Here is a 23,313-nt window from a genome sequence, read left to right on the forward strand (position 1 = left end):
CCACAGGGGATAGTGCCTACAAGGGGGTGGGGTCAGATGGAGATGGCACCGCCCACGGTGTTGCTGTGCAATTCGTAGCGCAATTCTTCGACCATCGTCGCGACGTCCTGCGGGGTCTTGAGCTTGTTCACGCTGATCCCGGTGACCACCAGGTCCACGCGCCCACTCTCGGCATCAAACACCTTCAACGTCAGTGACGAATCGCGGCACAGGGTGAACTCGCAAGTCAGTGGCAACAAGGCTTCTTCGATGCAATTACGCAGTTGGGACAAGGTAAACATGCCGGCCCCCATTAACGACGACGCAGCAACAGGCCCAGGACCAGACCCAAGCCCGCGACGATTGCCACGGTGGCCAGCGGCTTGCGTTGGGCAAAGTCACCGACATTGTCCAGCACATCGCCATAGGTCTGTTGCAGTTGGCCGGCCGCCTGGCGCGCTACGCCCTGGGCCTGGAGTTGTTCGTCATCGGTCATGTCGCCAAGAAAGTCCTGGGCCTTGCCGACGGCCTTTTCCACGCGGCCTTTGATTTGTTCACTTTTCATGATGTCTCCTTCAAGGGCAACAATCGCCATGGCACAGAGCGTCAAACCCTGTGGCTACCCTTCAAGGTTAAGCAGCCCATCCCCTCGCAATAAGGCGAATTTGCACTGGTAGGGCTAGTGCATTTGCACTTGCTTCATGGTTTTTTTACCCGTCGCTCGCCGGCAAACAGCCCTCGTTCCCGCGCCCATACAATCGCGGCGCTGCGGCTGTGTACGTTGAGCTTGGAGTACACCGTTGCCACATGATTGCGCACGGTGTTGGGCGCCAGCTTCAGGCGCGAGGCGATTTCCTTGTCGGCCAGGCCTTCACAGATCAACCCCAGTACATCGCGCTCACGGGCGGTCAGGTCGGTGAAGGCGATGTTCGGCTGGTTGGGGCTGTTGACGCTCTTGGCGTTGGCCAGTTTTTCGATCAGGGTCTGGCTGAACCAGGAGGCGTCCTTCATCACTTCCTCGATGGCCGACACCAACTCCAGCTCCGAGCGTTTGCGCTCGGTGATGTTCATCATCACCAGCAGGTAACAGGCGGTGTCCTGGATGGTTACGGTGTCGGCCGACACCACGCAGTCAATCACCTCATTGCCTTTTTTGCGGATCTTCAGGTCCTGGCCTTCGAGGCTGCCGGCCTTTTCCAGGGTGGCGAACAACTGCGTGCAGGCCTCGCTGCTGTCGATAAAGTTGATATCGCTGATGGATTTGCCGATCAACTCTTCGCTGGTGTAGCCGGTGATGGTCATGAACGCATCGTTGACGTCCACCACCTGCTGATTGCCCGCGTCGCACACCAGGGTTGGCACCGGCGTCAGGCGGAACGACTTGGCAAACCGCTCCTCGCTCTGGCGCAGGGCGGTTTCGGCCTTGCGCCGGGGCTCAAGGTCAGTGAAGGAAAACAGCATGCATTCCTCATCGTTCATATCCAGCGGCTGGCCGGCGACAATCACCAGCTTGCTGCCGCCTTCGGGGAGCTTCAGCTCGGCTTGCATCTGCGGGATGGTCGCACCTTCGCCCAGGCGCTGGATTGCCAGCTCCTTGCGCTCGGCCTGTTCCAGCACGTCCAGTTCGTACACCGAACGGCCGATCACCTGGTCGCGGTTGTAGCCGGTCATTTCGAGGAAGCCCTGGTTGACCTTGATATAGCGCAAGTCACTCAGGCGGCAGATCACTGCCGGCGCCGGGTTGGCGTTGAAGGTCTTTTCAAAGCGCTGCTCGGCGCTGGCCCATTCGGTGGCATCGCTCAAGATCAGCACCAGCAATTCCGGCTTGCCGGCGCTGTCGGTGAGCGCCAGGCTGCGCAGACGATGGACCCAGGTACGGTCGGTGTCGGCGATGGGCGTGACTTCGACCACCACATCGCTGAACTCTTCGCCGTTGGCCACCCGGCTCAGGGGATAGGCCTCCAGGGGCAGCGGGTGATTGTTGCGGTAGCGCAGGGCAAAGCGCTCGGCGTATTCGGCGGTGTTGGCCCCCAGCCCGGCGATGTCATCCAGGCCATGCATGGCCAGCGCGGCTTCGTTGGCCCACAGAATGCTCTGGTCGATCTCGGCGAGAATCACCCCATCGGACAGGCCGGAAATGATCTGCTGCAATTGGCGGCGATTGGTTTCTTGGGCGAGGACGGCCTGGCTCATGGTTTCTCCAAAAAAATCCGCGTAGGAGCCGGCTTGCCGGCGATGAGGCCCCAAGCCTCATCGCACGCCTTACGGCCGTCTTCGCCGGCAAGCCGGCTCCTACAGGTGGTGTGTGTGGAGTACGACAACTGGCCTTGAGCATAGTGCAGACCGATTCAGCTTGGCGGGGTGCGAATGCACCAGTTGCCCTAGTGCAATTGTGCCGAGACCACAACCTCCGGCCTCGACACACTGACGGCCTACTCACTTGTCCAAGGAACGATCATGACCACTTTGTATGAAACCAACCGCTCGCCTTTTCGAGTGTCCTGGGGCTCGGTACTGGCCGGTAGTGCAATTGCCCTGGTGACCTACCTGGTGCTGAGCGTGCTGGGTACCGCCATCGGCGCCAGTGCAGTCGACCCCATGGCGGCGGGTAACCCGCTGAGCGGTTTTGGCACCGGTGCCGGGATCTGGCTGTTTGTCTCCACACTATTGGCGATTGGCGTGGGCGCCTTCGTCGCCGGCCGCACCGCCCCGGATCGCGGCGGCCTGCACGGCGTCCTGAGCTGGACCATCACCACCTTGCTCACCACCTGGCTGCTGGCGGCATTGGCCACCAGCGTGGTCGGCGCAGCGGGCAATGTGGTCGGCAAAGGCCTGTCGGCGGCCGGCAGCGGAATTGCTGCGGTAGCCCCCGGCATCAGAGACAGCGTCAAGCAGCAGTTGAACGAGAAGGGCATCAGCCTGGATTGGGACAGCTTGCAGGGCGAACTCGACACCTTGCTCAAGCAAAGCGGCAAGGCTGAACTGGATCCGGCCAATGTCGAACAAAAAGCCGACCAGGCAGCGGCAGACGGCCAGCAAGCGGCTACTGATGCCGCCACCAACCCGGCCCAGGCTGCGACTGAGCTCAAGCAATGGTTCGAACGCGTCAAAGCTTCGGGTGAGCCTGCGTTGAATGCCGCGGACAAAGAGGCGCTGGTCAACATCGTCGCTGCGCGCACCGGCAAGAGCCAGGCCGAGGCTAGCCAGATCGTCGAGAACTATGCCCAGGCGTATCAGCAGGCCGTGCAGAAAGTCGAAGAACTGAAAGCCCAAGCCGAACAAAAGGCCCGTGAAGCTGGCGAAGTGGCGGCCAAGCAACTGTCCCGCGCGGCATGGAGCACTTTGCTGATGTTGGTACTGGGCGCTGCATTGAGCTTTGGCATCGGTCGCCTGGCCATTTCGACCCGCAAAGTACCCGTGGTTTGATCAAGGCTCATTGATGCCGTAACCACAACACCTTGCGTGAGCGCGTAAACTGTCGGCTTTTTTACGCGCTCATGCAAAGGTACGCTTTTGACCCCGCTAAAAACCACAGCCCTCCTGCTATTCACCACCCTGTTGGCGGCGTGCGGCACTTCACCGCCACGCACCCCTGACGACATCTGCGGCATCTTCCGCGAAAAGGACGACTGGTACGACGCGGCCAAAGTCACCCAGAAGCGCTGGGGTGTGCCGATCCAGGTGCCGTTCGCCATCATGTATCAGGAATCGGGCTTCCGGCAGAACGCCAAGACCCCGCGCAAGTACCTGCTATGGATCATTCCCTGGGGCCGCGTCAGCACCGCAGCCGGCTACGCCCAGGCCAAGGATGAAGTGTGGGGCGACTACCAGAAAAGCACCGGCCGCAACTGGGCCAGCCGCCAGGACTTCGACGATGCCATCGACTTTGTCGGCTGGTACATGGACAAGACCGCCAGCATCAACGGCGTATACAAATACGACGCCTATGGCCAATACCTCAACTACCACGAAGGCTGGGGCGGCTACCGTAACCGCACCTACGCCAGCAAGGCGTGGCTGTTGCCGGTAGCCGGCAAGGTCAAGGCCCGCTCCGATCTGTATGCGCGCCAGTATGCGGGGTGCAAGGCGGATCTGGAGCGGGGGTTCTGGGGGCGGTTCTGGCGCTGGTTGTGAGGCCAGCGCGTCAGGCTCATGAGCCTGACCCGCGTGTTTACGCGATCAGCCTGCCAACGATGGGCACAATCAATAAGGTGCTCAACGCCATCGAGATCACATTGCCGATATACGGATGAACGTGTGCCGGCAGCCGGCCTGCAATGGCACAGGCCAGCGGTGGTGCAATCAGCGCGCCGAGCAACGCGCTCGAACCGACCACCATCCAACTTCCGCCATGGGTCAACACCGCCGCCGGTACGACCGACACCAGCGGCACATAGGTGGGATACCAACCGCGCTTGATCCACTGACTGCGCCAGATCAGCACGCCCAATGCCGATGTCAGCGCCTGGGCACCGATCAGTTGCAGCACCAGTCCCGAACCATAGGCAGCGCTCAATGGGTTCAAGGCATACGCCAGCAGGACCCCCGCCAGCAGGCCAAGGCTGGCCCACTCATTGCCGAAGAACGGCGCTTCGGAAAAGTCCGCCAAGACCCTGCGCAAACTCCAGCCCAGGCCATAGGTTGGCGGCTTGAGCGGCAACGGTTTGTCCGCGGCGATAAAGTCCGAACGCACCAGAATCGGAACGCGACGACAAACGACAAAGGCCATCACACTGCCCGCCGCCATGCCCAGTACGTTGCCAATCACCACCGGTAACTCCAGCGGTACACAGACAAAATTGACGATCAGCAAGCACATCGGCGTGACCAACAGCGCACCCAGCAACGCGCCGTTGAGGGTGACCTTCCAGCCGCCACCAAACATCAGCACCTTCGCCGCCGGCAGGGAAACAAACGCGGCGAAGGTGGGCTGCCAGGTGTCCGCAGTGAGCGTCCACCCCCATAACAGATTGCTCAACAGCAGGCCCAGCAGGGAACTGGTCACCAGCCACGGCCACAGCCCACTGCCGTAGCAAATCGCAAAACCCTGCCAGCGCCTGCCGGTGCGGCTGGCCCACCAGGCCAGGTACGCGCCCGCCAGCAACCCAAGGGAGGCCAGTTCATGCTTGTAGAAGGCTACCTCGCTGATATCCCCCAATACCCAGCGCAGCCAGGCGATTGGCTCGGGTAAGCCTGCCACCATATCGCCGTAGCCGGGCCAGGAACCCTGATGTGTGAGGGCCGTCCAGAGGATCAGCAAGGCACTGATGAACACCAATGCGATGATCGCCTTATCGACTTGAGATCGCGCGGTCCCGGGCTTGATGAATAGATTTTCCATGACCCACCCTCCCTTCAGCGTGGCAGGGCAGGGTGATGGGAATAGCCGAGCATCTGATCGTACAGATCATGGCGCCGGTCACGGTGCAGGTCGTTGAGGCTGTTCCAGATCGGCGCACTGCGGGCGCTGGTCAGGTCGATATCGGCGAACAGGATTTCCTGGCGGTTGGCCGACGCCACCTTGCCGATAGGCCAGCCATTGGTCCCGGCGATCAGCGAACACCCCAGGTAGCGCGCATCGCGCTCCTCACCGATACGGCTGGCAGCGGCGATAAACACGTTATTGACATGGGCGGCGGTCATGGTCAGGTACGACGCCATGCATTTGCCGGCCTCGTCGAACAGCGGCGGCGGCGTCCACACCCAATTGTTGAGGCTGCAAATGATGTCGGCGCCTTGCTGGCTAAGGATCCGTGGCACTTCCGGGAACCAGATATCCCAGCAGATCAACAGGCCAATGCGCCCGATAGGCGTTTCAAATACCGGAAAACCCAGGTTGCCGGGGGTGAACCACAACTTTTCCAGGTTCCACAAATGGGCCTTGCGATACTTACCGATCAACCCATCCGGGCCCAGCAGTACTGCGGTATTGAACAACTGCCGGCCATCGATCTCATTCAGGCCCGCCACCAGATACACCTGATGGGTGGCGGCAAACGCCATCCAGGCCTGCACACTGCTCCCGCCGGGAATGGCCTCGGCATGCTCGAATGCGTCCTGGCGGCTGCGGAAGAAGTAACCGCAGTTCGACAACTCCGGCAGCACGATCAGATTAGCCCCACCACCGACCGCCTCCGCGGCCAAGGCCAGGCTGCGCTGAAGATTGTCTTCGCGGTTGTCCAGACCGACCTGGGGATCGAACTGCACCACAGCGACACGGACGGGGCTTGTTGATTCGTTCATTGGGGGTGACCTCTTATTTTTATACAACCGGGGTGGTTGGTTTTTTATAAGAGGGGAAAAAATGGACAGGGTTAAGTCAGGCGCTTCTGGCTGGGGTGTAGTCTGGATCCTTTAGAGGGCACTTGCCAAAGACGCTGGATTCTGGGAAAAAGCCCGCCAGTGTGAACCCAACGAGACCCCCATGAGCACCGAAGAACTGCAAATCACCGACATCCGCCAAGGCGACGGCAAAACCGTGGTCAAGGGTGCGCTGATCACCACCCAATACATCGGCACCCTGGAAGACGGCACGGTGTTTGATTCGTCCTGGGAGCGGGGCAAACCGTTTCAGTGTGTGATCGGTAGCGGTCGCGTTATTAAAGGCTGGGACCAGGGCCTGATGGGGATGAAGGTCGGTGGCGTGCGCAAGCTGTTTGTGCCGGCGCATCTGGCTTATGGCGAGCGGACGATGGGCGCGCATATAAAGCCCCATAGCAATCTGCATTTCGAGATTGAGTTGCTGGAAGTGCTGACGCGCGACGATTGACGGCCTGACACCATGCAATCGTAGGAGCCGGCTTGCTTGCTCCTACGGTGATTTGTTCTACCGTTCGCCTGTCTCCCCTTGAATGGCGGGTGCTGCTGCTGATACTGTACAAAAATACAGTATTGGGTGGCCCGCCATGCAGTTGATCGAAAAACTCAGCATCCTCGCCGATGCCGCCAAGTACGACGCGTCCTGCGCCAGCAGCGGGGCGCCCAAGCGCACCTCCGAGGGCAAGGCCGGGCTGGGGTCGAGCGATGGCATGGGCATCTGCCACAGCTACACGCCCGACGGGCGCTGTGTGTCGTTGCTCAAGGTGCTGCTGACCAATTTCTGCCTCTACGACTGCCAATACTGTGTCAACCGCCGCTCCAGCGACGTGCCCCGTGCACGGTTCAGCCCGGAGGAGGTGGTGAGCCTGACCCTGGACTTCTACCGGCGCAATTGCGTCAGCGGGCTGTTTCTCAGCTCGGGGATCATCCGTTCGGCGGACTACACCATGGAGCAATTGGTGCGGGTCGCCAAGTTGCTGCGTGAGGAGCATGACTTTCGCGGTTATATCCACCTCAAGACCATCCCCGAAGCCGATCCTGCGTTGATTGCCGAGGCCGGGCGGTATGCCGATCGCTTGAGCGTGAACATCGAGTTGCCCACTGATAAAAGCCTGCAGATTCTCGCGCCGGAGAAGCAGATCGGTTCGATCAAGCAGGCGATGCAGACGATTTTCACCGGTGAGCAAACCGTGCTCAACGAGCCACGGGCACCGCGTTTTGCCCCGGCCGGGCAAAGCACCCAGATGATTGTCGGCGCCGATGACACGGACGACAGCACCATCCTCCACGGGGCCGAGGCGTTGTATGGCAACTTCAAGCTGCGCCGGGTGTATTACTCGGCCTTCAGCCCGATTCCCAATAGCCCGAAAAGCGTGCCTCTGGCGGCGCCGCCATTGATGCGCGAGCACCGGTTGTACCAGGCGGATTTCCTGCTGCGCAGTTACGGGTTTCGCGCCAATGAGTTGTTCGCGGGGCCGGGGGATCTGGCGCTGGACATCGATCCCAAGCTGGCCTGGGCCCTGGAACATCGCGAGGTGTTCCCGCTGGACCTGAACCGCGCCGAGGCGACGTTGATCGCACGTATCCCGGGGATTGGCCTGCGCACCACCGAGCGCCTGGTGGAGCTGCGCCGGCAACGCAAGATCCGTTTTGAAGACCTGGCACGCATGCGCTGTGTGTTGAGCAAGGCCAAGCCGTTTTTCATCACCAGCGACTACCACCCCCAGCAAGCAGAAAGCACCAGCGTGCTGCTGCGCGAGCAACTGCGCGACCGCCCGCAACCGCAACAGATGGGGTTGTGGGGATGATCAGCCTGGAATGCGACAACCTGTTCAGCACCTGGCGCGAGCAGGCGCGCTGGCTGCTCAGTCATCAGATCGACCCCAGCCATGTGTGTTGGGGCGAAGCGGAAGTGGCGGACCTGTTCGCCACCGATGAGCACTACCCCCCGCACAATGGCCCGTTCCAGGCGCGCATTCCCAAGGCCCTGCTGGAGCTGCTGGAAAGCGCCGCCTGTTACCACGGCGAACAGCGCTGGAGCCTGTTGTATGAAGTGCTGTGGCGCGTCAGCCATGGTGACCGCACGGCGATGATGGCGGGGGATCAACTGGGCAGCGAGCTGCAGCGACGGATCAAGCAGGTACGGCGTGAGGCCCATCACCTGCATGCGTTTGTACGTTTTATTGCCCTGCCGCAAGCCGCGGGACCGCAACTGCCGGAGTATGTGGCGTGGCACGAGCCGGCCCACGACATTCTGCACAGTGCCAGCCAGCACTTTGTCGGGCGCATGGGCCGCCATCGCTGGATGATCGCGACGCCCCTGGATGGGGTGTATTACGACGGTGAGCAGTTGATCCATCAACGCCAGTGCCCGGAGCAATGGCAGCAGTTGGCGCAGAATGTCGAAGACCCGCACAGTGCCATGTGGCTGACCTATTACAGCCATATCTTCAACCCGGCGCGGTTGAATCCCAAGGTCATGGAAGGTCACCTGCCGAGCCGGTTCTGGAAAAATTTGCCGGAGGGCAAGTTGATACCGGGGTTGATCAGCGAGGCGCGGACGGGCAAGCAGCGGGATGGGCAGGCGAAGCTGATTGGTGAGCGCCCTGGCAAGCGGATTTCAAGCGGGCAGGGTTAAAACGTGTGGGAAACATATGGGAAGCATATGGCGGGCTGGCTTGTGTGGGAGCTGGCTTGCCTGCGATAGCGTCACCTCGGTATAGCTGATAGACCGAGGCGTCTGCATCGCAGGCAAGCCAGCTCCCACACAGGCCAGCTCCCAGGCAAGCCAGCTCCCACACAGGCCAGCCCCCACACCAGCCCACCCCCCACATCTGATCTGCATCGTGTGAGGCGATGGGGTTCAGGCCAGCTCAGTCGCGGTGTTTTTCACCACCGCCAGCTCTGGATGGGCCACCAGTTTGTCGATGTGCAGCTCGTCGTTGTTCAACCAGGTTTCCGTCAGCACGCGGTAGTGCTCCATGTCCCGGCAGCGCATGCGCAGGCTGTAGTCGAAGGGGCCGCTGATCAGTTGGCATTCGAACACCTGCGGGCAGGCCTTGACGCAAGCCTCGAAGGCTTTTTGCGCCGAGCGCCCACTCTGGTTGGACAGGGCCACCAGCACTAGCAACGACAACCCCGGCGAGACCATCTGCACATCGATGATCGCGCCATAGCCGCGGATCACCCCGCGCCGTTCCAGCTTGCGCACCCGTTCCAGGCAGGGCCTGGGCGTCAGGTGCACCAGCGAAGACAGCTTCTCGTAGGTGATTCGCCCCTGATGGCGCAGTACATCGATGATGGCTTCATCGATGCGATCCAGCGCAGGGGAGGAATGGGGTCCGTTGGCCTTGGTATCCATGGTCGATTCTGTGTTCACTTCAAGCGGTTGGAGAGAAATTGCTGCAAGCGTTCGCTGTTGGGATGGTCGAGGATCTCGGCGCTGCCTTGTTCTTCGACGCGGCCCTGATGCAGGAACAGCACCTGGCTGGACACTTGCCGGGCAAAGCCCATTTCGTGGGTGACCATGAGCATGGTACGACCTTCCTCTGCCAACGTCTGTATGACTTTTAGGACTTCCCCTACAAGCTCTGGGTCGAGTGCCGAGGTCGGTTCGTCGAACAGGATAATCTCCGGCTCCATGGCCAGGGCCCGGGCGATGGCCACGCGCTGTTGCTGGCCACCGGAGAGAAATGCCGGGTATTGGTCGGCGACCCGGCCCGGCAGGCCCACTTTATCCAGGTACATCCGCGCGCGTTTTTCTGCCTCGGCGCCACTCACGCCCAACACCCGGCGCGGCGCCATGCAGATGTTTTCCAGCACGGTCATGTGGCTCCACAGGTTGAAGTGCTGGAACACCATGGCCAGGCGCGTGCGCAGGTTCTGCAGTTGCGCCTGGTGCGGCGCCTGCACGCCTGCGCGGCCCGGGCGCATTTCAATGCTGATGCCGTCCAGGGTGATCACCCCGGCGTCGGGTTGTTCGAGGAAGTTGATGCAGCGCAGCATGGTGCTTTTGCCCGAGCCGCTGGCGCCGATCAGGCTGATCACATCGCCCTTGCTGGCGTTGAGCGAAACACCCTTGAGCACTTCATGGTCGCCATAGCTTTTATGCAGGTCTTCGACCTTGAGTTTGACGTTGGCGCCGGCCGCCACCACGCTCGGGCGGGGCGCGGCAACGTGGGTGGGATGAGCGGCCAGGGCCTGTGCGGACTGATTCATGGGTTAGCCTCGGGTCGGGACAAGAAAGCGCATCCAGCGTCGTTCGGCCAGTCGGAACAGGCCCACCAATGCAAAGGACAGCAGCATGTACAGCAGCGCGGCAATGCCGAAGGCCTGGAACGTGAGGAACGTTTCGGCGTTGGCGTCGCGGGCTACCTTGAGGATGTCGGCGATGGTTGCGGTAAACGCCAGGGACGTGGCGTGCAGCATCAGGATCATTTCGTTGCTGTAGGCCGGCAACGCGCGGCGCAGCGCGGCGGGAATTACCACGAACAGGTTCATCCGCCAGCCGTGCAAGCCGTAGGCCCGTGCTGCTTCAATCTCGCCGTGGGGAATATTGCGAATGGCCCCGGCGAAGATCTCCACGGTGTAGGCGCAGGTGTTGAGCACAAATGCCAGCAGGGTGCAGTTCAACGCATTGCGGAAAAACTGGTTGAGCAGGGCGTTGTCCTGCACCACCTCCAGGCTGTACAGGCCGGTGTAGCAAATCAGCAACTGGATATATAGCGGCGTGCCGCGAAACAGGTAGGTGTAGACCTCCACCGGCCAGCGTAGCCAGAAGTGCTCGCTGACGCGGGCAATTGCCAACGGGATCGACAGGAAAAACCCTAGGATCACCGACACAATAAACAGCCACAAGGTCATGGCCACCCCGGAAAACCCCGAGCCATCGGTCCACAGATACGCCAGGCCGTATTGCTGGATCAGTTCAATCATCGCGCCACCCCTTTGATGCCAACGTTGTAGCGCCGTTCCAGGCGCTTGAAGATGCGGTTGGAAAGGGTGGTGATCACCAGGTACACCAGGCCCGCGAGGATCAGGAAGTACAGCGGGTCATTGGTGGTCTTGCCGGCGTTCTGCGCGGCCTTGACCAGGTCTGCCAGGCCGATGATCGACACCAGCGCCGTGGACTTGAGCAGCACCAGCCAGTTATTGCCCAGCCCCGGCAACGCAAACCGCATCAACTGCGGGAACATTACCAGCCGAAAGCGCTGCCAGCGGCTCAAGCCGTAGGCGGTTGCCGCCTCCAGTTGGCCCACCGGCACACTGAGCATGGCGCCGCGAAAATTCTCGGTGAAATACGCACCGTAGATAAAGCCCAGGGTGATCACGCCTGCGGTGAATGGATCGATTTCGAAGTAATTCCAGCCGAGCATCTCGGTCAGGTCATTGAGCCACAGTTGCAGGCTGTAGAAGATCAGCAGGATCAGCACCAGGTCCGGCACGCTGCGGATCAAGGTGGTGTAGAGCGTGGCCGGGATGCGCAACAGCTTGTGGCTGGACAGCTTGGCACCTGCGGCGATCAAGCCCAGGGTCAGGCTCAGGACCAGCGCGAGGAACGCCAGCTTGATGGTCATCCAGGCACCCTGGGCCAACAGCGGGCCGAAGCCTTGCAGGTTGAGGAGTTCATTCATGAAGGGAGATCTCGATGGGCACGGTTTCCCTTTGTAGGAGCAAGCTTGCTCGCGAAAATCGTCAACGATGACCGGGTAAAACGGGTACCCGGTGGCAATCTTGAGTTTTTCGCGAGCAAGCTCGCTCCTACAGGGGGAGAGGCTATCTGCTGACGTTATTCGTGATAGATATCTTCGTCACCGAAGTATTTCTTCTGGATCAGCGAGTAAGTGCCATCAGCCTGGATGGCCGCGATGCCCTTGTTGATCAGCGCCAGCAACTCCTGGTCGTTCTTGCGCAGGCCCATGGCGATGTCCAGCGGCAAGGTCGGGTCCTTGAAGGCCGGGCCGGACTGGTAGTCGGCGCCTTCAGGCTTGGACAAGAAGTTGAGCTGGGCTTCGAGCTTGTCGGTCAGCGTCGCGTCGAGGCGGCCGTTTTGCAGGTCGGCGTAGTTCTGGTCCTGGGACTGATACGCCTTGACCTGGGCACCGAGCTTGGCCAGGTGAGCACGGGCGTAGGCTTCTTGCAGCGAGCCCTGGAGCACACCCACCTGTTTGCCCTTGAGGGATTCTGGGGTGTCGCCGAAGCCTGCACCCTTGCGGGTGATCACTGAGGTGGGGCTGAGGAACAGGCGGTCACTGAAGTCGATCTGTTTTTGCCGGGCCGGGGTCACGGCCATCGAGGACATAATGGCGTCGAACTTGCGCGCACGCAGTGCCGGGATCATGCCGTCGAATTCGTTGTGGACCCAGGTGCATTTGACTTCAAGCTTGGCGCAGATGGCGTTGCCCAACTCAATGTCGAAACCTTGCAGGCTGCCGTCGGCGGCCACGGATTCAAAGGGTGGGTACTCGGGGAACACGCCGAAACGGATTTCTTTCCATTCCTGGGCCTGGACGGCGGTGGCGCACAAAGGCAGGAGCAGCGCGGCGACGAGTGATCGGAGCGGAGTCATGGTGTTTTCCCTATATTTTGTAATTGATGTCAGGGCAGTAGAAAGGGTGCGGCATGCATTCATTTGCTGACTCTTTGGTCGCGCTCAGAATGCTTCATGATGGTGCGTTTTTTGTGTCGTTTACCTAGGCGTTGGCACGCGGAATACGCTGTTAAAACACCGGTTGCAGCAGAATCGGCTGCAACACCCTGTATATCGGCTTTTCAAATCAGGATTTACGGCCCGCCGCTCGCGCAAAGCGGCAGGCCAGAGCGGTTTCAGGCGCGCTTTTTGTGCTGTGCGACCGGTTGCTGGGCCAGGCGTGCGAACAGGTCCTTGGGGTCGGCCAGGTCCGGCACCAGTTCCAGCTCGCTGCCCACGTCCAGGGCCTTGGCCACATCCAGCACATAACGCAGGGCCGAGTAGTCTTCGAGGGCAAAACCCACCGAGTCGAACAGGGTGACCTGGCGCGCGTTTTCCCGGCCCGGCTTCTGGCCGTTGATCACTTGCCACAGCTCGGTGACCGGCGAGTCCTCGGGCATATGCTGGATTTCGCCTTCGATACGGCTTTGTGGTTCGTACTCGACGATCACCCGCGCGCGCTCGACAATGCGCCGGTCCAGCTCGGTCTTGCCGGGGCAGTCGCCGCCGACGGCATTGAGGTGCATGCCGGGCTCGATCATGTTGTCGGTAAGGATGGTGGCGTAGGCCTTGTCGGCAGTGACGGTGGTGACGATATCGGCACCTTTCACCGCCTCGGCAACGCTTGCGGCCAGGGTCACTTTGATCGCCGGGAAAGCCTTGAGGTTGTTCGCCAGCTTGTGCATGGCCTTGGAATCGATATCGAACAGGCGGATCTCATTGATGCCCAGCAAGGCATGGAACGCCAGGGCCTGGAATTCACTTTGCGAGCCATTGCCGATCAACGCCATGCTGCGGCTGTTGTCCCGTGCCAGGTAGCGCGCGACCAGGGCCGAAGTGGCGGCAGTGCGGATCGCGGTGGTCAGGGTCATCTCGCTGAGCAGCACCGGCTTGCCGGTGTCCACATCCCCCAGGGCGCCGAACGCCATGACCGTGAGCATGCCGCTCTGGGTATTTTTCGGGTGGCCGTTGACGTATTTGAAGGCATACAGCGAAGCATCCGAGACCGGCATCAGCTCGATCACACCCTCGGGCGAGTGGTTGGCCAGGCGCGCGCATTTTTCGAAGTCATTCCAGCGCAGGTAGTCGGCGCGGATGTACTCGGCCATCTCCGTGATGCAGGTTTGCAGGCCTTTTTGCGATACCAGGTAGCTGAGGTCGTTGACGTCGATATAACGGGTCATGGAAAAACTCCTTATTGGAATGAGGCGCGGGCCGGAAGATGCACTTCGGCCAACATGCAGCGGGCACTGCCGCCACCGATGCGTTCGATGTTGTCGATGTTCACCACGACTGGGTGGGTGTGGCGCTCCACATGCTGGCGCTGCGCCGGCTTGAGCGAGTGCCAGGCGCTGGCGGACATCACCAGCAGCGGCTGGCCGTCGCGGTCGTGGAGTTCCAGCATGTTGCCGGCGAAGGCTTCCAACTGGTCGAAGTCCAGGGCCAGGATGTCTTTGCCGGTGTCGCGCAGGGAGCGTTCCAGGCCTTGGCGTTCGTGGGCTTCGGGCAGCGCGTCCAGGCACACCACCGACAGGTCGCGGCCGACGCTCATCATCACGTTGCTGTGGTAGATCGGTGCGTGATGGCGGTCGACGGCGTGGAAGGCGCAGACCTGATAGTCCAGGCGCTCGGCGAACTGGCGCAGCGCATCGCGATGGGTGCGCCCGGAGTGACAGGCGTAGCTGATGCGGTGCTGGCGGTCGAGGACCATGCTGCCGGTGCCTTCGAGGAACATGTTCTGTTGTTCCAGGTGGCTGAAATCGATGGTGTGCTTGATCGCGAAGCGCTGTTCCAGCACTTGCAGCACACCTTTGTTGCGTTCCAGGCGACGGTTCTGGCCTTCCATCGGGTACAGCACCAGGCTGCCGTCGGCGTGGCTGCTCCACCAGTTGTTGGGGAAGATCGAATCCGGGGTATGGGGTGCGGGCGTGTCCTGCACCACCAACACTTCCACGCCATGCTCGCGCAGGGTGGCGACGTAACCGTCGAACTCTTGCAGCGCTTTGTGCTGTGCGGCCACCGGGTCGACGGGCGCGCGCTGGAAGCGGTTGTTGATCGCGGTGTCCGGGTTAAAGGCAAAGTGCGCCGGGCGGATCATCAGGACGGTATTGGTGGTTTGCATGGGGGCACGGGTCCATGGGGTTGGGCATTGCGGCTATTTTGTGCGCTCTGGCCGCAGAATCCCGGCTGAAACAGGGGAGCGGCCCAGCCGGGAAAGCTGAAAAGAGGGGTGTGGCAGCCGAATCGGCTGTCAGGAGGCGCTCAAACCTGTAGGAGCTGGCTTGCCTGCGATAGCATCACCGCGGTGTGGCGGACACACCGAGGTGCCTGCATCGCGGGCAAGCCCGGCTCCCACACAAGCCCACACATGGGTATTGTGGTGGCTGTCATAACGCTGCCCGTCAGGAGGAGTCATGTCTACCGCCGTCCGCCTCGCCCAACCCACCGATGCCGAAGGCATCAGCCAAGTCATCCTGGCGGCCCTGCACAGCAGCAACGCCGGCGACTACCCGGCGGACGTGATTGCGCGGGTGGCGAGCAACTTCACGCCAGAGGCGGTGCTGCAATTGCTCACGCGGCGTACCGTGCTGGTTGCCCTCCAGGATCAGGCAATCGTCGCTACCGCCGCCTTGGACGCCAATGTGGTGCGTTCGGTGTTCGTCAACCCGGCGCTGCAAGGGCAGGGCATCGGCCGCCAACTGATGGTCGATATCGAACAGCGGGCCCGTGAGGCTGGGGTCACGGTATTGAGCGTACCGTCGTCCCTCACCGCCGAGCCGTTTTATACCAAGCTGGGGTTCCAGACCGTGCGCGATGTGTACCACGGCAACGAGCGCACCCTGGTGATGGAGAAGGTATTGTCGTCCCGCCACCCCATCGGGATTTACCGCGACCGCCTGCATCGTGCCCAGGTAGCGGCGCTCTGGCAGTTGGCGTTTGGCTACGACACCCCGCATAACCGGCCGGAACTGGCGATTGATAGAAAGCTTGCGGTGGAGGACGGGCTGTTTTTTGTCGCCACCCACGGCAAGACCGTGATCGGCACCTTGATGGCAGGCTACGACGGGCATCGTGGTTGGTTGTATTCGGTGGCCGTGCATCCGGACTATCGCCGGCAAGGCCTGGGCGCGTCGCTGGTGCGCCATGGGGAACAGGCGTTGATCGCCCTGGGCTGCCTGAAGATCAACCTGCAGATCAATCTGGGCAACGAGACAGTGGTGGGGTTCTACGAGGCGCTGGGGTATGGCGTGGAGCCGAGGATCAGCATGGGCAAGAAGATTGCGCAGAACCTGCCCAAGTCCTGAAACCACCTATAAGCAAATGTGGGAGCGGGCTTGCTCGCGAAAGCGGTGGGTCAGTCAATGTCATCAGTGACTGACCCACCGCTTTCGCGAGCAAGCCCGCTCCCACACAAACCTGCTCCCACATTTTGTTGCGCAGCGGAGCTTAGACCTTGACGATCCAGCCGGCCGGCGCTTCAACGTCGCCGGACTGCACGCCAGTCAGCTCTTTGTAGAGCTTCTGGGTCACCGGGCCGACGTCTTTTTCGCTGTAGAACACGTGCAGCTTGTCTTTGTACTCGATCCCGCCGATCGGCGTGATCACCGCTGCGGTACCGCAGGCGCCGGCTTCCTTGAAGTCTGCCAGTTTGTCGATCAGCACGTCGCCTTCGACCACTTCCAGGCCCAGGCGGGTCTTGGCCAGTTCGATCAGCGACAGGCGGGTGATGCCCGGCAGCACCGATGGCGAGTTCGGGGTGACGAACTTGTTGTCGTGGGTGATCCCGAAGAAGTTGGCCGAACCGACTTCTTCGATTTTCGAGTGGGTGGCCGGGTCCAGGTAGATGCAGTCGGCAAAGTTGGCTTTTTTCGCCAGGGAGCCGGGCATCAGGCTGGCCGCATAGTTGCCACCGACCTTGGCGGCACCGGTGCCGTTCGGCGCGGCGCGGTCGTAGCCGGAGATCAGGAAGTTGTGCGGGGTCAGGCCGCCCTTGAAGTAGGCGCCGACCGGGATGCAGAAGATCGAGAAGATGAACTCGGGCGCGGTACGCACGCCGATGTTGTCACCGGTGCCGATCACGAACGGGCGCAGGTACAGCGCGCCGCCGGTGCCGTACGGCGGGATGAAACGCTCGTTGGCGCGGACCACTTCCTTGCACGCCTCGATGAAGGCTTCGGTCGGCACTTGCGGCATCAGCAGGCGGGCGCAGCTGCGTTGCATGCGGGCGGCGTTCTGGTCCGGGCGGAACAGGTTGATCGAACCGTCCTTGCAGCGATAGGCCTTCAGGCCTTCAAAACACTGCTGGCCATAGTGCAGGGCGGTGGAGCCCTCGCTGATGTGCAGCACGTTGTCTCCGGTCAGGGTGCCTTCTTGCCAGGCGCCGTCTTTCCAGGTCTGGAGGAAACGCTTGTCGGTCTTGATGTAGTCAAAACCCAATTTGTCCCAATTGATGCTTTCGTTACCCATGACACCCTCTATCTTTTTTCAACCGCCTGGTCGAAGGCAGGCTTTCGGTTTATTTCTGGATGGGCGCAACAATACTTCATTCTTGGCCTGTGTGGGAGCGGGTGGGGGGACCATTGAGCATCTGTTTTGGCTGATCCACCGCTATCGCCTGCAAGCCGGCTCCTACATTTGGTCGGCGTAACGCGCTCGATTGTAGGAGCCGGCTTGCCGGCGATAGCATCACCACGGTTTTACAGGTGCAGGGCATGCCCCAACGCCCGCAGCGCCGCTTCCTGCACCGCTTCACCCAGGGTCGGGTGGGCATGAATGGTGCCCGCCACATCCTCCAGGCGTGCACCCATTTCCAGGCTCAGGCCAAAGGCCGTGGACAGCTCGGACACGCCAACCCCCACCGCCTGCCAGCCGACAATCAGGTGATTGTCGCGACGTGCCACCACCCGCACGAAGCCGGTCTTGGACTCCAGGGTCATGGCCCGGCCATTGGCCGCAAACGGGAAGCTCGAGACGATGCAGTCCAGGCCTGCGGCCTTGGCTTCGTCCGGGGTCTTGCCGACCACCACCAGTTCCGGGTCGGTAAAGCACACCGCCGGGATCGCCGCCGGGTTGAATTCGCGGGATTTACCGCTGATCAGCTCGGCCACCATCTCGCCCTGGGTCATGGCCCGGTGTGCCAGCATCGGCTCGCCGCTCAGGTCGCCGATGGCCCACACATTGCGCATGCTGGTCTGGCAGCGGCTGTCGATCTTGATCGCCGCGCCGTTCATCGCCAGGTTCAAGGCTTCCAGGTTCCAGCCCTGGGTGTTGGGTTTGCGACCAACGGCGACCAGTACCTGATCGGTCTCCAGGGCCAGGGTGCCGCCCTCCGGATCGCGTACTTGCAGGCTGCCGCCTTCAAAGCCAGTCACGCTGTGCTTGAGGTACAACTTGACCCCCAATTGCTTGAGGGATTCGGCCACCGGTTGCGTCAGCTCGGCGTCGTAGGCTGGCAGGATGCGGTCCTGGGCTTCCACCACGCTGACCTCGGCACCGAGCTTGCGATAGGCAATCCCCAGTTCCAGGCCGATGTAACCGCCACCGACCACGATCAAGCGTTTTGGCACACGGCTCGGCGCCAGGGCTTCGGTGGACGAGATGATCGGCCCGCCAATCGGCAGCATCGGCAGGTTGACGCTTTTCGAGCCAGTGGCCAGCAGCAGGTGCTCGCACTGGATACGTTGGTCACCCACGTCCACGGTCTTGCCGTCGACGATCTTGGCCCAGCCATGGATCACCTGCACTTTGTGCTTTTTCAGCAGGGCGGCAACCCCGGTGGTCAGGCGGTCGACGATCCCGTCTTTCCACTCGACGCTCTTGCGGATGTCCAGGGTTGGCACATCCACGTCGATACCCAGGGCCGAACCCTGGCTCAGGTGCACGGTTTGCTGGAACTGTTCGGCGACATGGATCAGCGCCTTGGACGGAATGCAGCCGATATTCAGGCAGGTGCCGCCCAACGCCTGGCCTTCTACCAGGATGGTCGGGATGCCCAGTTGGCCGGCGCGAATCGCCGCCACATAACCGCCGGGGCCGCCGCCGATAATCAGCAGGGTGGTCTGTAATGTCTGAGTCATGCCCTTACTCCAGGAACAGGCTGGCGGGTTGTTCGAGCAGGCCACGGATGGCCTGGATGAATTGCGCCGCGTCCATGCCATCGACCACCCGGTGATCGAAGGAGCTGGAGAGGTTCATCATCTTGCGGATCACGATCTGCCCCTTGATCACCATTGGCCGCTCGACGATGCGGTTGACACCCACAATCGCCACTTCCGGCAGGTTCAGCACCGGAGTGCTGACAATCCCGCCCAACGCGCCGAGGCTGGTCAGGGTGATGGTCGAGCCCGAGAGCTCGTCACGACTGGCCTTGCCATTGCGCGCGGCAGTGGCCAGGCGAGTGATTTCTTCGGCGGTGCCCCACAGGCTGCGGGCCTCGGCGTGACGCACCACCGGCACCATCAGGCCGACATCGCTCTGGGTGGCAACGCCCACATGCACCGCGCCAAGGCGGGTGATGACTTGGGCTTCGTCGTCATAACGCGCGTTGATCTGCGGGAAATCGCGCAAGGCCACGACCATCGCGCGCACCAGGAACGGCAACAACGTCAGCTTGCCGCGGCTGGCGCCATGTTTTTCATTGAGGTGTACGCGCAAGTCGTCCAGGGCCGTCACGTCGATCTCTTCGACGTAGCTGAAATGCGCAGCGCGGCGCGTGGCATCCTGCATGCGCTGGGCGATCTTGCGGCGCATGCCGATCACCGGGATCTGCTCTTCGTCGTTGCGCTCGGCATACGGGTTGGCGCCGACCGAGGCGCGGGTGTTGCCCTGTTGCAGATAGGCATCGAGGTCTTCATGCAGAATGCGCCCGGCCGGGCCCGAGCCCTGCACCAGACGCAGCTGGATCCCGGCGTCCAGCGCGTGCTTGCGCACGGCGGGGGAGGCCAGCGGGCGCTCATTGGCGTCCCGGGCCACCGGAGCCTGGGCCGCTACCACCGGCTTGGCGGCCGGTTTGCTTTCAACCGCAGGGGCCTTGATTTCGGCTTTGGGGGCCGGCGCGGCTTCTTCAACCACGGCCGACAACGCCGACTCCCGGGTATTGCCCGCGCCTTCGACTTCAATGCTGATCAGGATACTGCCCACCGCCATGACTTCACCCGGCTCACCGCCCAGTGATATCACCTTGCCGTGGACCGGCGAGGGAATATCCACCATCGCCTTGTCGGTCATCACATCCGCCAGCACCTGGTCTTCCACGACCATGTCGCCGACCTTGACGTGCCAGACCGACAATTCCACTTCTGCGATGCCTTCGCCAATGTCCGGCATCTTGATAACGTGCGTGCCCATTCAGACCTCCATGACCCGTTGCAAAGCCGCGCCCACACGGGTCGGGCCAGGGAAATACGCCCACTCTTGTGCGTGGGGGTAGGGGGTGTCCCAACCGGTCACACGCTCGATAGGCGCTTCCAGGTAATGGAAGCAGTGCTCTTGCACCAAAGACACCAGCTCGGCACCAAAACCGCAGGTACGGGTGGCTTCATGCACCACCACGCAACGGCCGGTTTTTTTCACCGACTTGACGATGGTTTCCAGGTCCAGCGGCCACAGGCTGCGCAGGTCGATGACTTCGGCATCGATCCCGGTTTCTTCGGCGGCCACTTGTGACACATAAACAGTGGTGCCGTAGGTCAGCACCGTGACGGCCGAGCCTGGGCGCACGATGGCGGCTACATCCAGCGGTACGGTGTAGTAACCGTCCGGCACCTGGGCTTGCGGGTGCTTGGACCACGGGGTCACCGGGCGGTCGTGGTGGCCGTCGAACGGGCCGTTGTACAGGCGCTTGGGCTCGAGGAAGATCACCGGGTCATCGTTCTCGATGGAGGCGATCAGCAGGCCCTTGGCGTCATAGGGGTTGGACGGCATCACCGTGCGCAGGCCGCAGACCTGGGTGAACACCGCTTCGATACTCTGGCTGTGAGTCTGCCCACCGTAGATGCCGCCGCCGCAAGGCATGCGCATGGTCAATGGCGCGGTGAACTGGCCAGCCGAGCGGTAACGCAGGCGCGCCGCTTCCGAGATGATCTGGTCGGTGGCCGGGTACACGTAGTCGGCGAACTGAATCTCGGCCACCGGGCGCAGGCCATAGGCGCCCATGCCCACGGCCACGCCGACGATGCCGCTTTCGGAGATCGGTGCGTCAAACACCCGCGAGGTGCCGTACTTGGTCTGCAAGCCTTCGGTGCAACGGAACACGCCGCCGAAGTAACCGACGTCCTGGCCGAACACCACCACATTGTCGTCGCGCTCAAGCATCACATCCATGGCCGAGCGCAGGGCCTGGATCATGGTCATGGTGGTCGTGGTCATGGCGGTTTCCAGCTCGATTTTATTGTTGTGATCGTTCATGTCAGATCCCCAACTCTTGACGCTGGCGCTTCAAGTGCTCCGGCATCTCTTTATAAACGTCTTCGAACATGCTCGCGGCGCTTGGAATCTGGCCACCGGCCAGGGTGCCGTACTGTTCGGCTTCTTTTTGCGCGCTGAGCACTTCGGCTTCAAGCTGTGCACTGACCGTGGCGTGTTCCTCTTCGGACCACTGGCCAATCTTGATCAGGTGCTGCTTGAGGCGGGCAATCGGGTCGCCCAGGGGGAAGTGACTCCAGTCATCGGCAGGCCGGTATTTGGACGGGTCATCGGAGGTGGAGTGCGGGCCGGCGCGGTAGGTGACCCATTCGATCAGGGTCGGGCCGAGGTTGCGGCGGGCGCGTTCGGCAGCCCAGGCAGAGGCGGCGTACACCGCGATGAAGTCGTTGCCGTCGACCCGCAGGGAGGCGATGCCGCAGCCCACGCCGCGTCCGGCGAAGGTGGTGGCTTCACCACCGGCGATGGCCTGGAAGGTGGAGATCGCCCACTGGTTGTTGACCACGTTGAGGATCACCGGCGCGCGGTACACGTGGGCGAAGGTCAGGGCGGTGTGGAAGTCTGATTCAGCGGTGGCGCCATCGCCAATCCACGCCGAGGCGATCTTGGTATCGCCCTTGATCGCCGAGGCCATGCCCCAGCCCACGCCCTGTACGAATTGGGTGGCGAGGTTGCCGGAAATGGTGAAGAAGCCATAGTCCTTGACCGAATACATGATCGGCAACTGGCGGCCCTTGAGCGGGTCGCGCTCGTTGGACAGCAGTTGGCAGATCAGGTCGACCAGCGGCACTTCGCGGGCCATCAGGATGCTTTGCTGGCGGTAGGTGGGGAAGCACATGTCGTCGATGTTCAAGGCCAGGGCCTGGGCGCTGCCGATGGCTTCTTCGCCAAGGCTTTGCATGTAGAACGACATCTTTTTCTGACGCTGGGCGACCACCATGCGGTTGTCGAAGATCCGCGTCTTGAGCATGGCACGCATGCCACGGCGCAAAATCTCTACCGGCACACCTTCAGCCCATGGGCCCAGGGCCTGGCCCTGGTCGTCGAGCACGCGGATCAGGCCCTTGGCCAGGTCGGCGGTGTCGGCGGGTTCTACGTCTACGGCGGGTTTGCGCACCGTACCGGCGTCGGTCAGGCGCAGGTAGGTAAAGTCGGTCTTGCAACCAGGACGGCCCGAGGGTTCGGGAACGTGCAGGCGCAGCGGTTCGTAATGCTGGGTCATGGCTTTCTACGCTCGATCTTGTGAATTTCTTGTAGTGGGCGCGCTTAGCTGACAGTCATTCCCCGGGTAGGAGAAATCTTGTCCTACAACAATCATAGGCCGGGCCGCGGAGAATATTTATCTCTGTTTGGTTGCGCCTGAGATCATTTGAGGATAAAAAATCTGCATAAACATAATAAACAGGTGGTTTTGTCTCATGCGCAAGCTGGACCGTATCGATATCGGGATTCTCAACAGCCTCCAGGAGAACGCCCGCATCACCAACGCCGACCTCGCACGCTCGGTCAACCTGTCGCCTACGCCGTGTTTCAACCGGGTCAAGGCGATGGAGGAATTGGGCTTGATCCGTGACCAGGTCACGCTGCTGGATGCCGATTTGCTGGGGCTGCACGTCAACGTGTTTATCCACGTCAGCCTCGAGAAACAGAACGAGGAAGCCCTGCAGCAGTTCGAGGGCGCGATTTCCGACCGGCCGGAGGTGATGGAGTGCTACCTGATGGCCGGCGACCCGGACTACCTGATCCGGGTGCTGGTGCCGACCATCCAGTCGCTGGAGCGCTTTATGATGGATTTCCTGACCAAGGTGCCGGGGGTGGCGAACATCCGCTCCAGCTTTGCGCTCAAGCAGGTGCGCTACAAGACGGCGCTGCCTCTGCCGGCCAATGGCATCAACCTGGGCTCCTGA

At 61.7% G+C, this 23,313-nt stretch carries 24 protein-coding genes; 7 read left to right on the forward strand and 17 right to left on the reverse strand.

The window, feature by feature from the left end:
- Positions 1 to 32 precede the first annotated feature (32 nt).
- The 3 genes from ACO77H_RS10910 to ACO77H_RS10920 form a co-directional block, all read right to left on the reverse strand.
- Entirely contained in the window at positions 33 to 281 is a 249-nt protein-coding gene (locus ACO77H_RS10910; RefSeq protein ID WP_029296553.1) for a DUF1652 domain-containing protein, read from the reverse strand.
- Between the two features lie 11 nt (positions 282 to 292).
- Positions 293 to 544 (reverse strand): CsbD family protein, encoded by a 252-nt coding sequence (locus tag ACO77H_RS10915; RefSeq protein ID WP_432755438.1) that lies wholly within the window; start codon positions 542 to 544, stop codon positions 293 to 295.
- A 134-nt stretch (positions 545 to 678) separates the two neighbouring features.
- On the reverse strand, positions 679 to 2,172 hold the full coding sequence (locus tag ACO77H_RS10920) for a PAS domain S-box protein (protein ID WP_432755439.1): 1,494 nt from the start codon (positions 2,170 to 2,172) through the stop codon (positions 679 to 681).
- Between the two features lie 264 nt (positions 2,173 to 2,436).
- Between ACO77H_RS10920 and ACO77H_RS10925 the strand changes: the two genes are divergently transcribed.
- A complete protein-coding gene (locus tag ACO77H_RS10925; protein WP_432755440.1) occupies positions 2,437 to 3,405 on the forward strand; it encodes a hypothetical protein in 969 nt (322 codons plus the stop codon).
- An 87-nt stretch (positions 3,406 to 3,492) separates the two neighbouring features.
- Positions 3,493 to 4,113, forward strand: coding sequence for a hypothetical protein (locus ACO77H_RS10930; protein WP_169956157.1), 621 nt, complete (start codon positions 3,493 to 3,495; stop codon positions 4,111 to 4,113).
- Between the two features lie 37 nt (positions 4,114 to 4,150).
- Here ACO77H_RS10930 and ACO77H_RS10935 read toward each other — a convergent pair whose 3' ends face one another.
- Together ACO77H_RS10935 and ACO77H_RS10940 are read right to left on the reverse strand one after the other, a co-directional pair.
- A complete protein-coding gene (locus tag ACO77H_RS10935) occupies positions 4,151 to 5,320 on the reverse strand; it encodes a hypothetical protein (protein WP_432755441.1) in 1,170 nt (389 codons plus the stop codon).
- 14 nt (positions 5,321 to 5,334) lie between these two features.
- Positions 5,335 to 6,222, reverse strand: a complete 888-nt coding sequence (locus ACO77H_RS10940) for a nitrilase family protein (protein ID WP_170043162.1) — start codon at positions 6,220 to 6,222, stop codon at positions 5,335 to 5,337.
- 181 nt (positions 6,223 to 6,403) lie between these two features.
- Here ACO77H_RS10940 and ACO77H_RS10945 point away from each other — a divergent pair, with 181 nt between their 5' ends.
- From ACO77H_RS10945 to ACO77H_RS10955, 3 genes are all read left to right on the forward strand, one after another.
- The gene (locus ACO77H_RS10945; RefSeq protein WP_432755442.1) at positions 6,404 to 6,748 is read left to right on the forward strand and encodes an FKBP-type peptidyl-prolyl cis-trans isomerase; all 345 of its coding nucleotides are present in this window, start codon (positions 6,404 to 6,406) and stop codon (positions 6,746 to 6,748) included.
- 136 nt (positions 6,749 to 6,884) lie between these two features.
- A complete protein-coding gene (locus ACO77H_RS10950; protein ID WP_169956151.1) occupies positions 6,885 to 8,105 on the forward strand; it encodes a putative DNA modification/repair radical SAM protein in 1,221 nt (406 codons plus the stop codon).
- A complete protein-coding gene (locus ACO77H_RS10955; protein ID WP_169956149.1) occupies positions 8,102 to 8,935 on the forward strand; it encodes a TIGR03915 family putative DNA repair protein in 834 nt (277 codons plus the stop codon). Before ACO77H_RS10950 ends, ACO77H_RS10955 begins: the two co-directional genes overlap by 4 nt.
- A 225-nt stretch (positions 8,936 to 9,160) precedes the next feature.
- Here the strand turns inward: ACO77H_RS10955 and ACO77H_RS10960 are convergent, their stop codons facing one another.
- The 7 genes from ACO77H_RS10960 to ctlX form a co-directional block, all read right to left on the reverse strand.
- Positions 9,161 to 9,658 carry an Lrp/AsnC family transcriptional regulator gene (locus tag ACO77H_RS10960; RefSeq protein WP_029296543.1) on the reverse strand — a complete coding sequence of 166 codons (498 nt, stop codon included), beginning with the start codon at positions 9,656 to 9,658 and terminating at the stop codon, positions 9,161 to 9,163.
- 14 nt (positions 9,659 to 9,672) lie between these two features.
- A complete protein-coding gene (locus ACO77H_RS10965) occupies positions 9,673 to 10,515 on the reverse strand; it encodes an ABC transporter ATP-binding protein (protein ID WP_262380948.1) in 843 nt (280 codons plus the stop codon).
- Between the two features lie 3 nt (positions 10,516 to 10,518).
- Complete coding sequence (locus tag ACO77H_RS10970; RefSeq protein WP_057439424.1) at positions 10,519 to 11,232, reverse strand: ABC transporter permease; 714 nt, start codon at positions 11,230 to 11,232, stop codon at positions 10,519 to 10,521.
- Entirely contained in the window at positions 11,229 to 11,930 is a 702-nt protein-coding gene (locus tag ACO77H_RS10975) for an ABC transporter permease (RefSeq protein ID WP_169956147.1), read from the reverse strand. Before ACO77H_RS10975 ends, ACO77H_RS10970 begins: the two co-directional genes overlap by 4 nt.
- Before the next feature lie 155 nt (positions 11,931 to 12,085).
- A complete protein-coding gene (locus ACO77H_RS10980) occupies positions 12,086 to 12,865 on the reverse strand; it encodes an ABC transporter substrate-binding protein (RefSeq protein ID WP_169956145.1) in 780 nt (259 codons plus the stop codon).
- A 257-nt stretch (positions 12,866 to 13,122) separates the two neighbouring features.
- Entirely contained in the window at positions 13,123 to 14,169 is a 1,047-nt protein-coding gene (locus ACO77H_RS10985; RefSeq protein WP_169956143.1) for an ornithine cyclodeaminase, read from the reverse strand.
- A gap of 11 nt (positions 14,170 to 14,180) precedes the next feature.
- Entirely contained in the window at positions 14,181 to 15,107 is a 927-nt protein-coding gene (gene ctlX / locus ACO77H_RS10990; protein WP_169956141.1) for a citrulline utilization hydrolase CtlX, read from the reverse strand.
- Positions 15,108 to 15,399: 292 nt separating this feature from the next.
- On the opposite strand from ctlX, the gene ACO77H_RS10995 reads away from it, so the two are divergent.
- Positions 15,400 to 16,290: a GNAT family acetyltransferase gene (locus ACO77H_RS10995; protein ID WP_169956139.1), complete on the forward strand. Its 891-nt coding sequence runs from the start codon at positions 15,400 to 15,402 to the stop codon at positions 16,288 to 16,290.
- Between the two features lie 142 nt (positions 16,291 to 16,432).
- Here ACO77H_RS10995 and ACO77H_RS11000 read toward each other — a convergent pair whose 3' ends face one another.
- The 5 genes from ACO77H_RS11000 to ACO77H_RS11020 form a co-directional block, all read right to left on the reverse strand.
- A complete protein-coding gene (locus ACO77H_RS11000) occupies positions 16,433 to 17,452 on the reverse strand; it encodes a branched-chain amino acid aminotransferase (RefSeq protein ID WP_432755443.1) in 1,020 nt (339 codons plus the stop codon).
- A gap of 230 nt (positions 17,453 to 17,682) precedes the next feature.
- Positions 17,683 to 19,062: a dihydrolipoyl dehydrogenase gene (gene lpdA / locus ACO77H_RS11005; RefSeq protein WP_432755444.1), complete on the reverse strand. Its 1,380-nt coding sequence runs from the start codon at positions 19,060 to 19,062 to the stop codon at positions 17,683 to 17,685.
- A gap of 4 nt (positions 19,063 to 19,066) precedes the next feature.
- Positions 19,067 to 20,332: a dihydrolipoamide acetyltransferase family protein gene (locus ACO77H_RS11010; protein ID WP_432755445.1), complete on the reverse strand. Its 1,266-nt coding sequence runs from the start codon at positions 20,330 to 20,332 to the stop codon at positions 19,067 to 19,069.
- Entirely contained in the window at positions 20,333 to 21,391 is a 1,059-nt protein-coding gene (locus tag ACO77H_RS11015; RefSeq protein WP_029296529.1) for an alpha-ketoacid dehydrogenase subunit beta, read from the reverse strand.
- Between the two features lies 1 nt (position 21,392).
- Complete coding sequence (locus tag ACO77H_RS11020) at positions 21,393 to 22,628, reverse strand: 3-methyl-2-oxobutanoate dehydrogenase (2-methylpropanoyl-transferring) subunit alpha (RefSeq protein ID WP_169956131.1); 1,236 nt, start codon at positions 22,626 to 22,628, stop codon at positions 21,393 to 21,395.
- A 196-nt stretch (positions 22,629 to 22,824) separates the two neighbouring features.
- On the opposite strand from ACO77H_RS11020, the gene bkdR reads away from it, so the two are divergent.
- Complete coding sequence (gene bkdR, locus ACO77H_RS11025) at positions 22,825 to 23,313, forward strand: Bkd operon transcriptional regulator BkdR (protein WP_169956129.1); 489 nt, start codon at positions 22,825 to 22,827, stop codon at positions 23,311 to 23,313.

The sequence above is a fragment of the Pseudomonas sp. WMBT8 genome, from assembly GCF_050916005.1.
Classification (GTDB): domain Bacteria; phylum Pseudomonadota; class Gammaproteobacteria; order Pseudomonadales; family Pseudomonadaceae; genus Aquipseudomonas.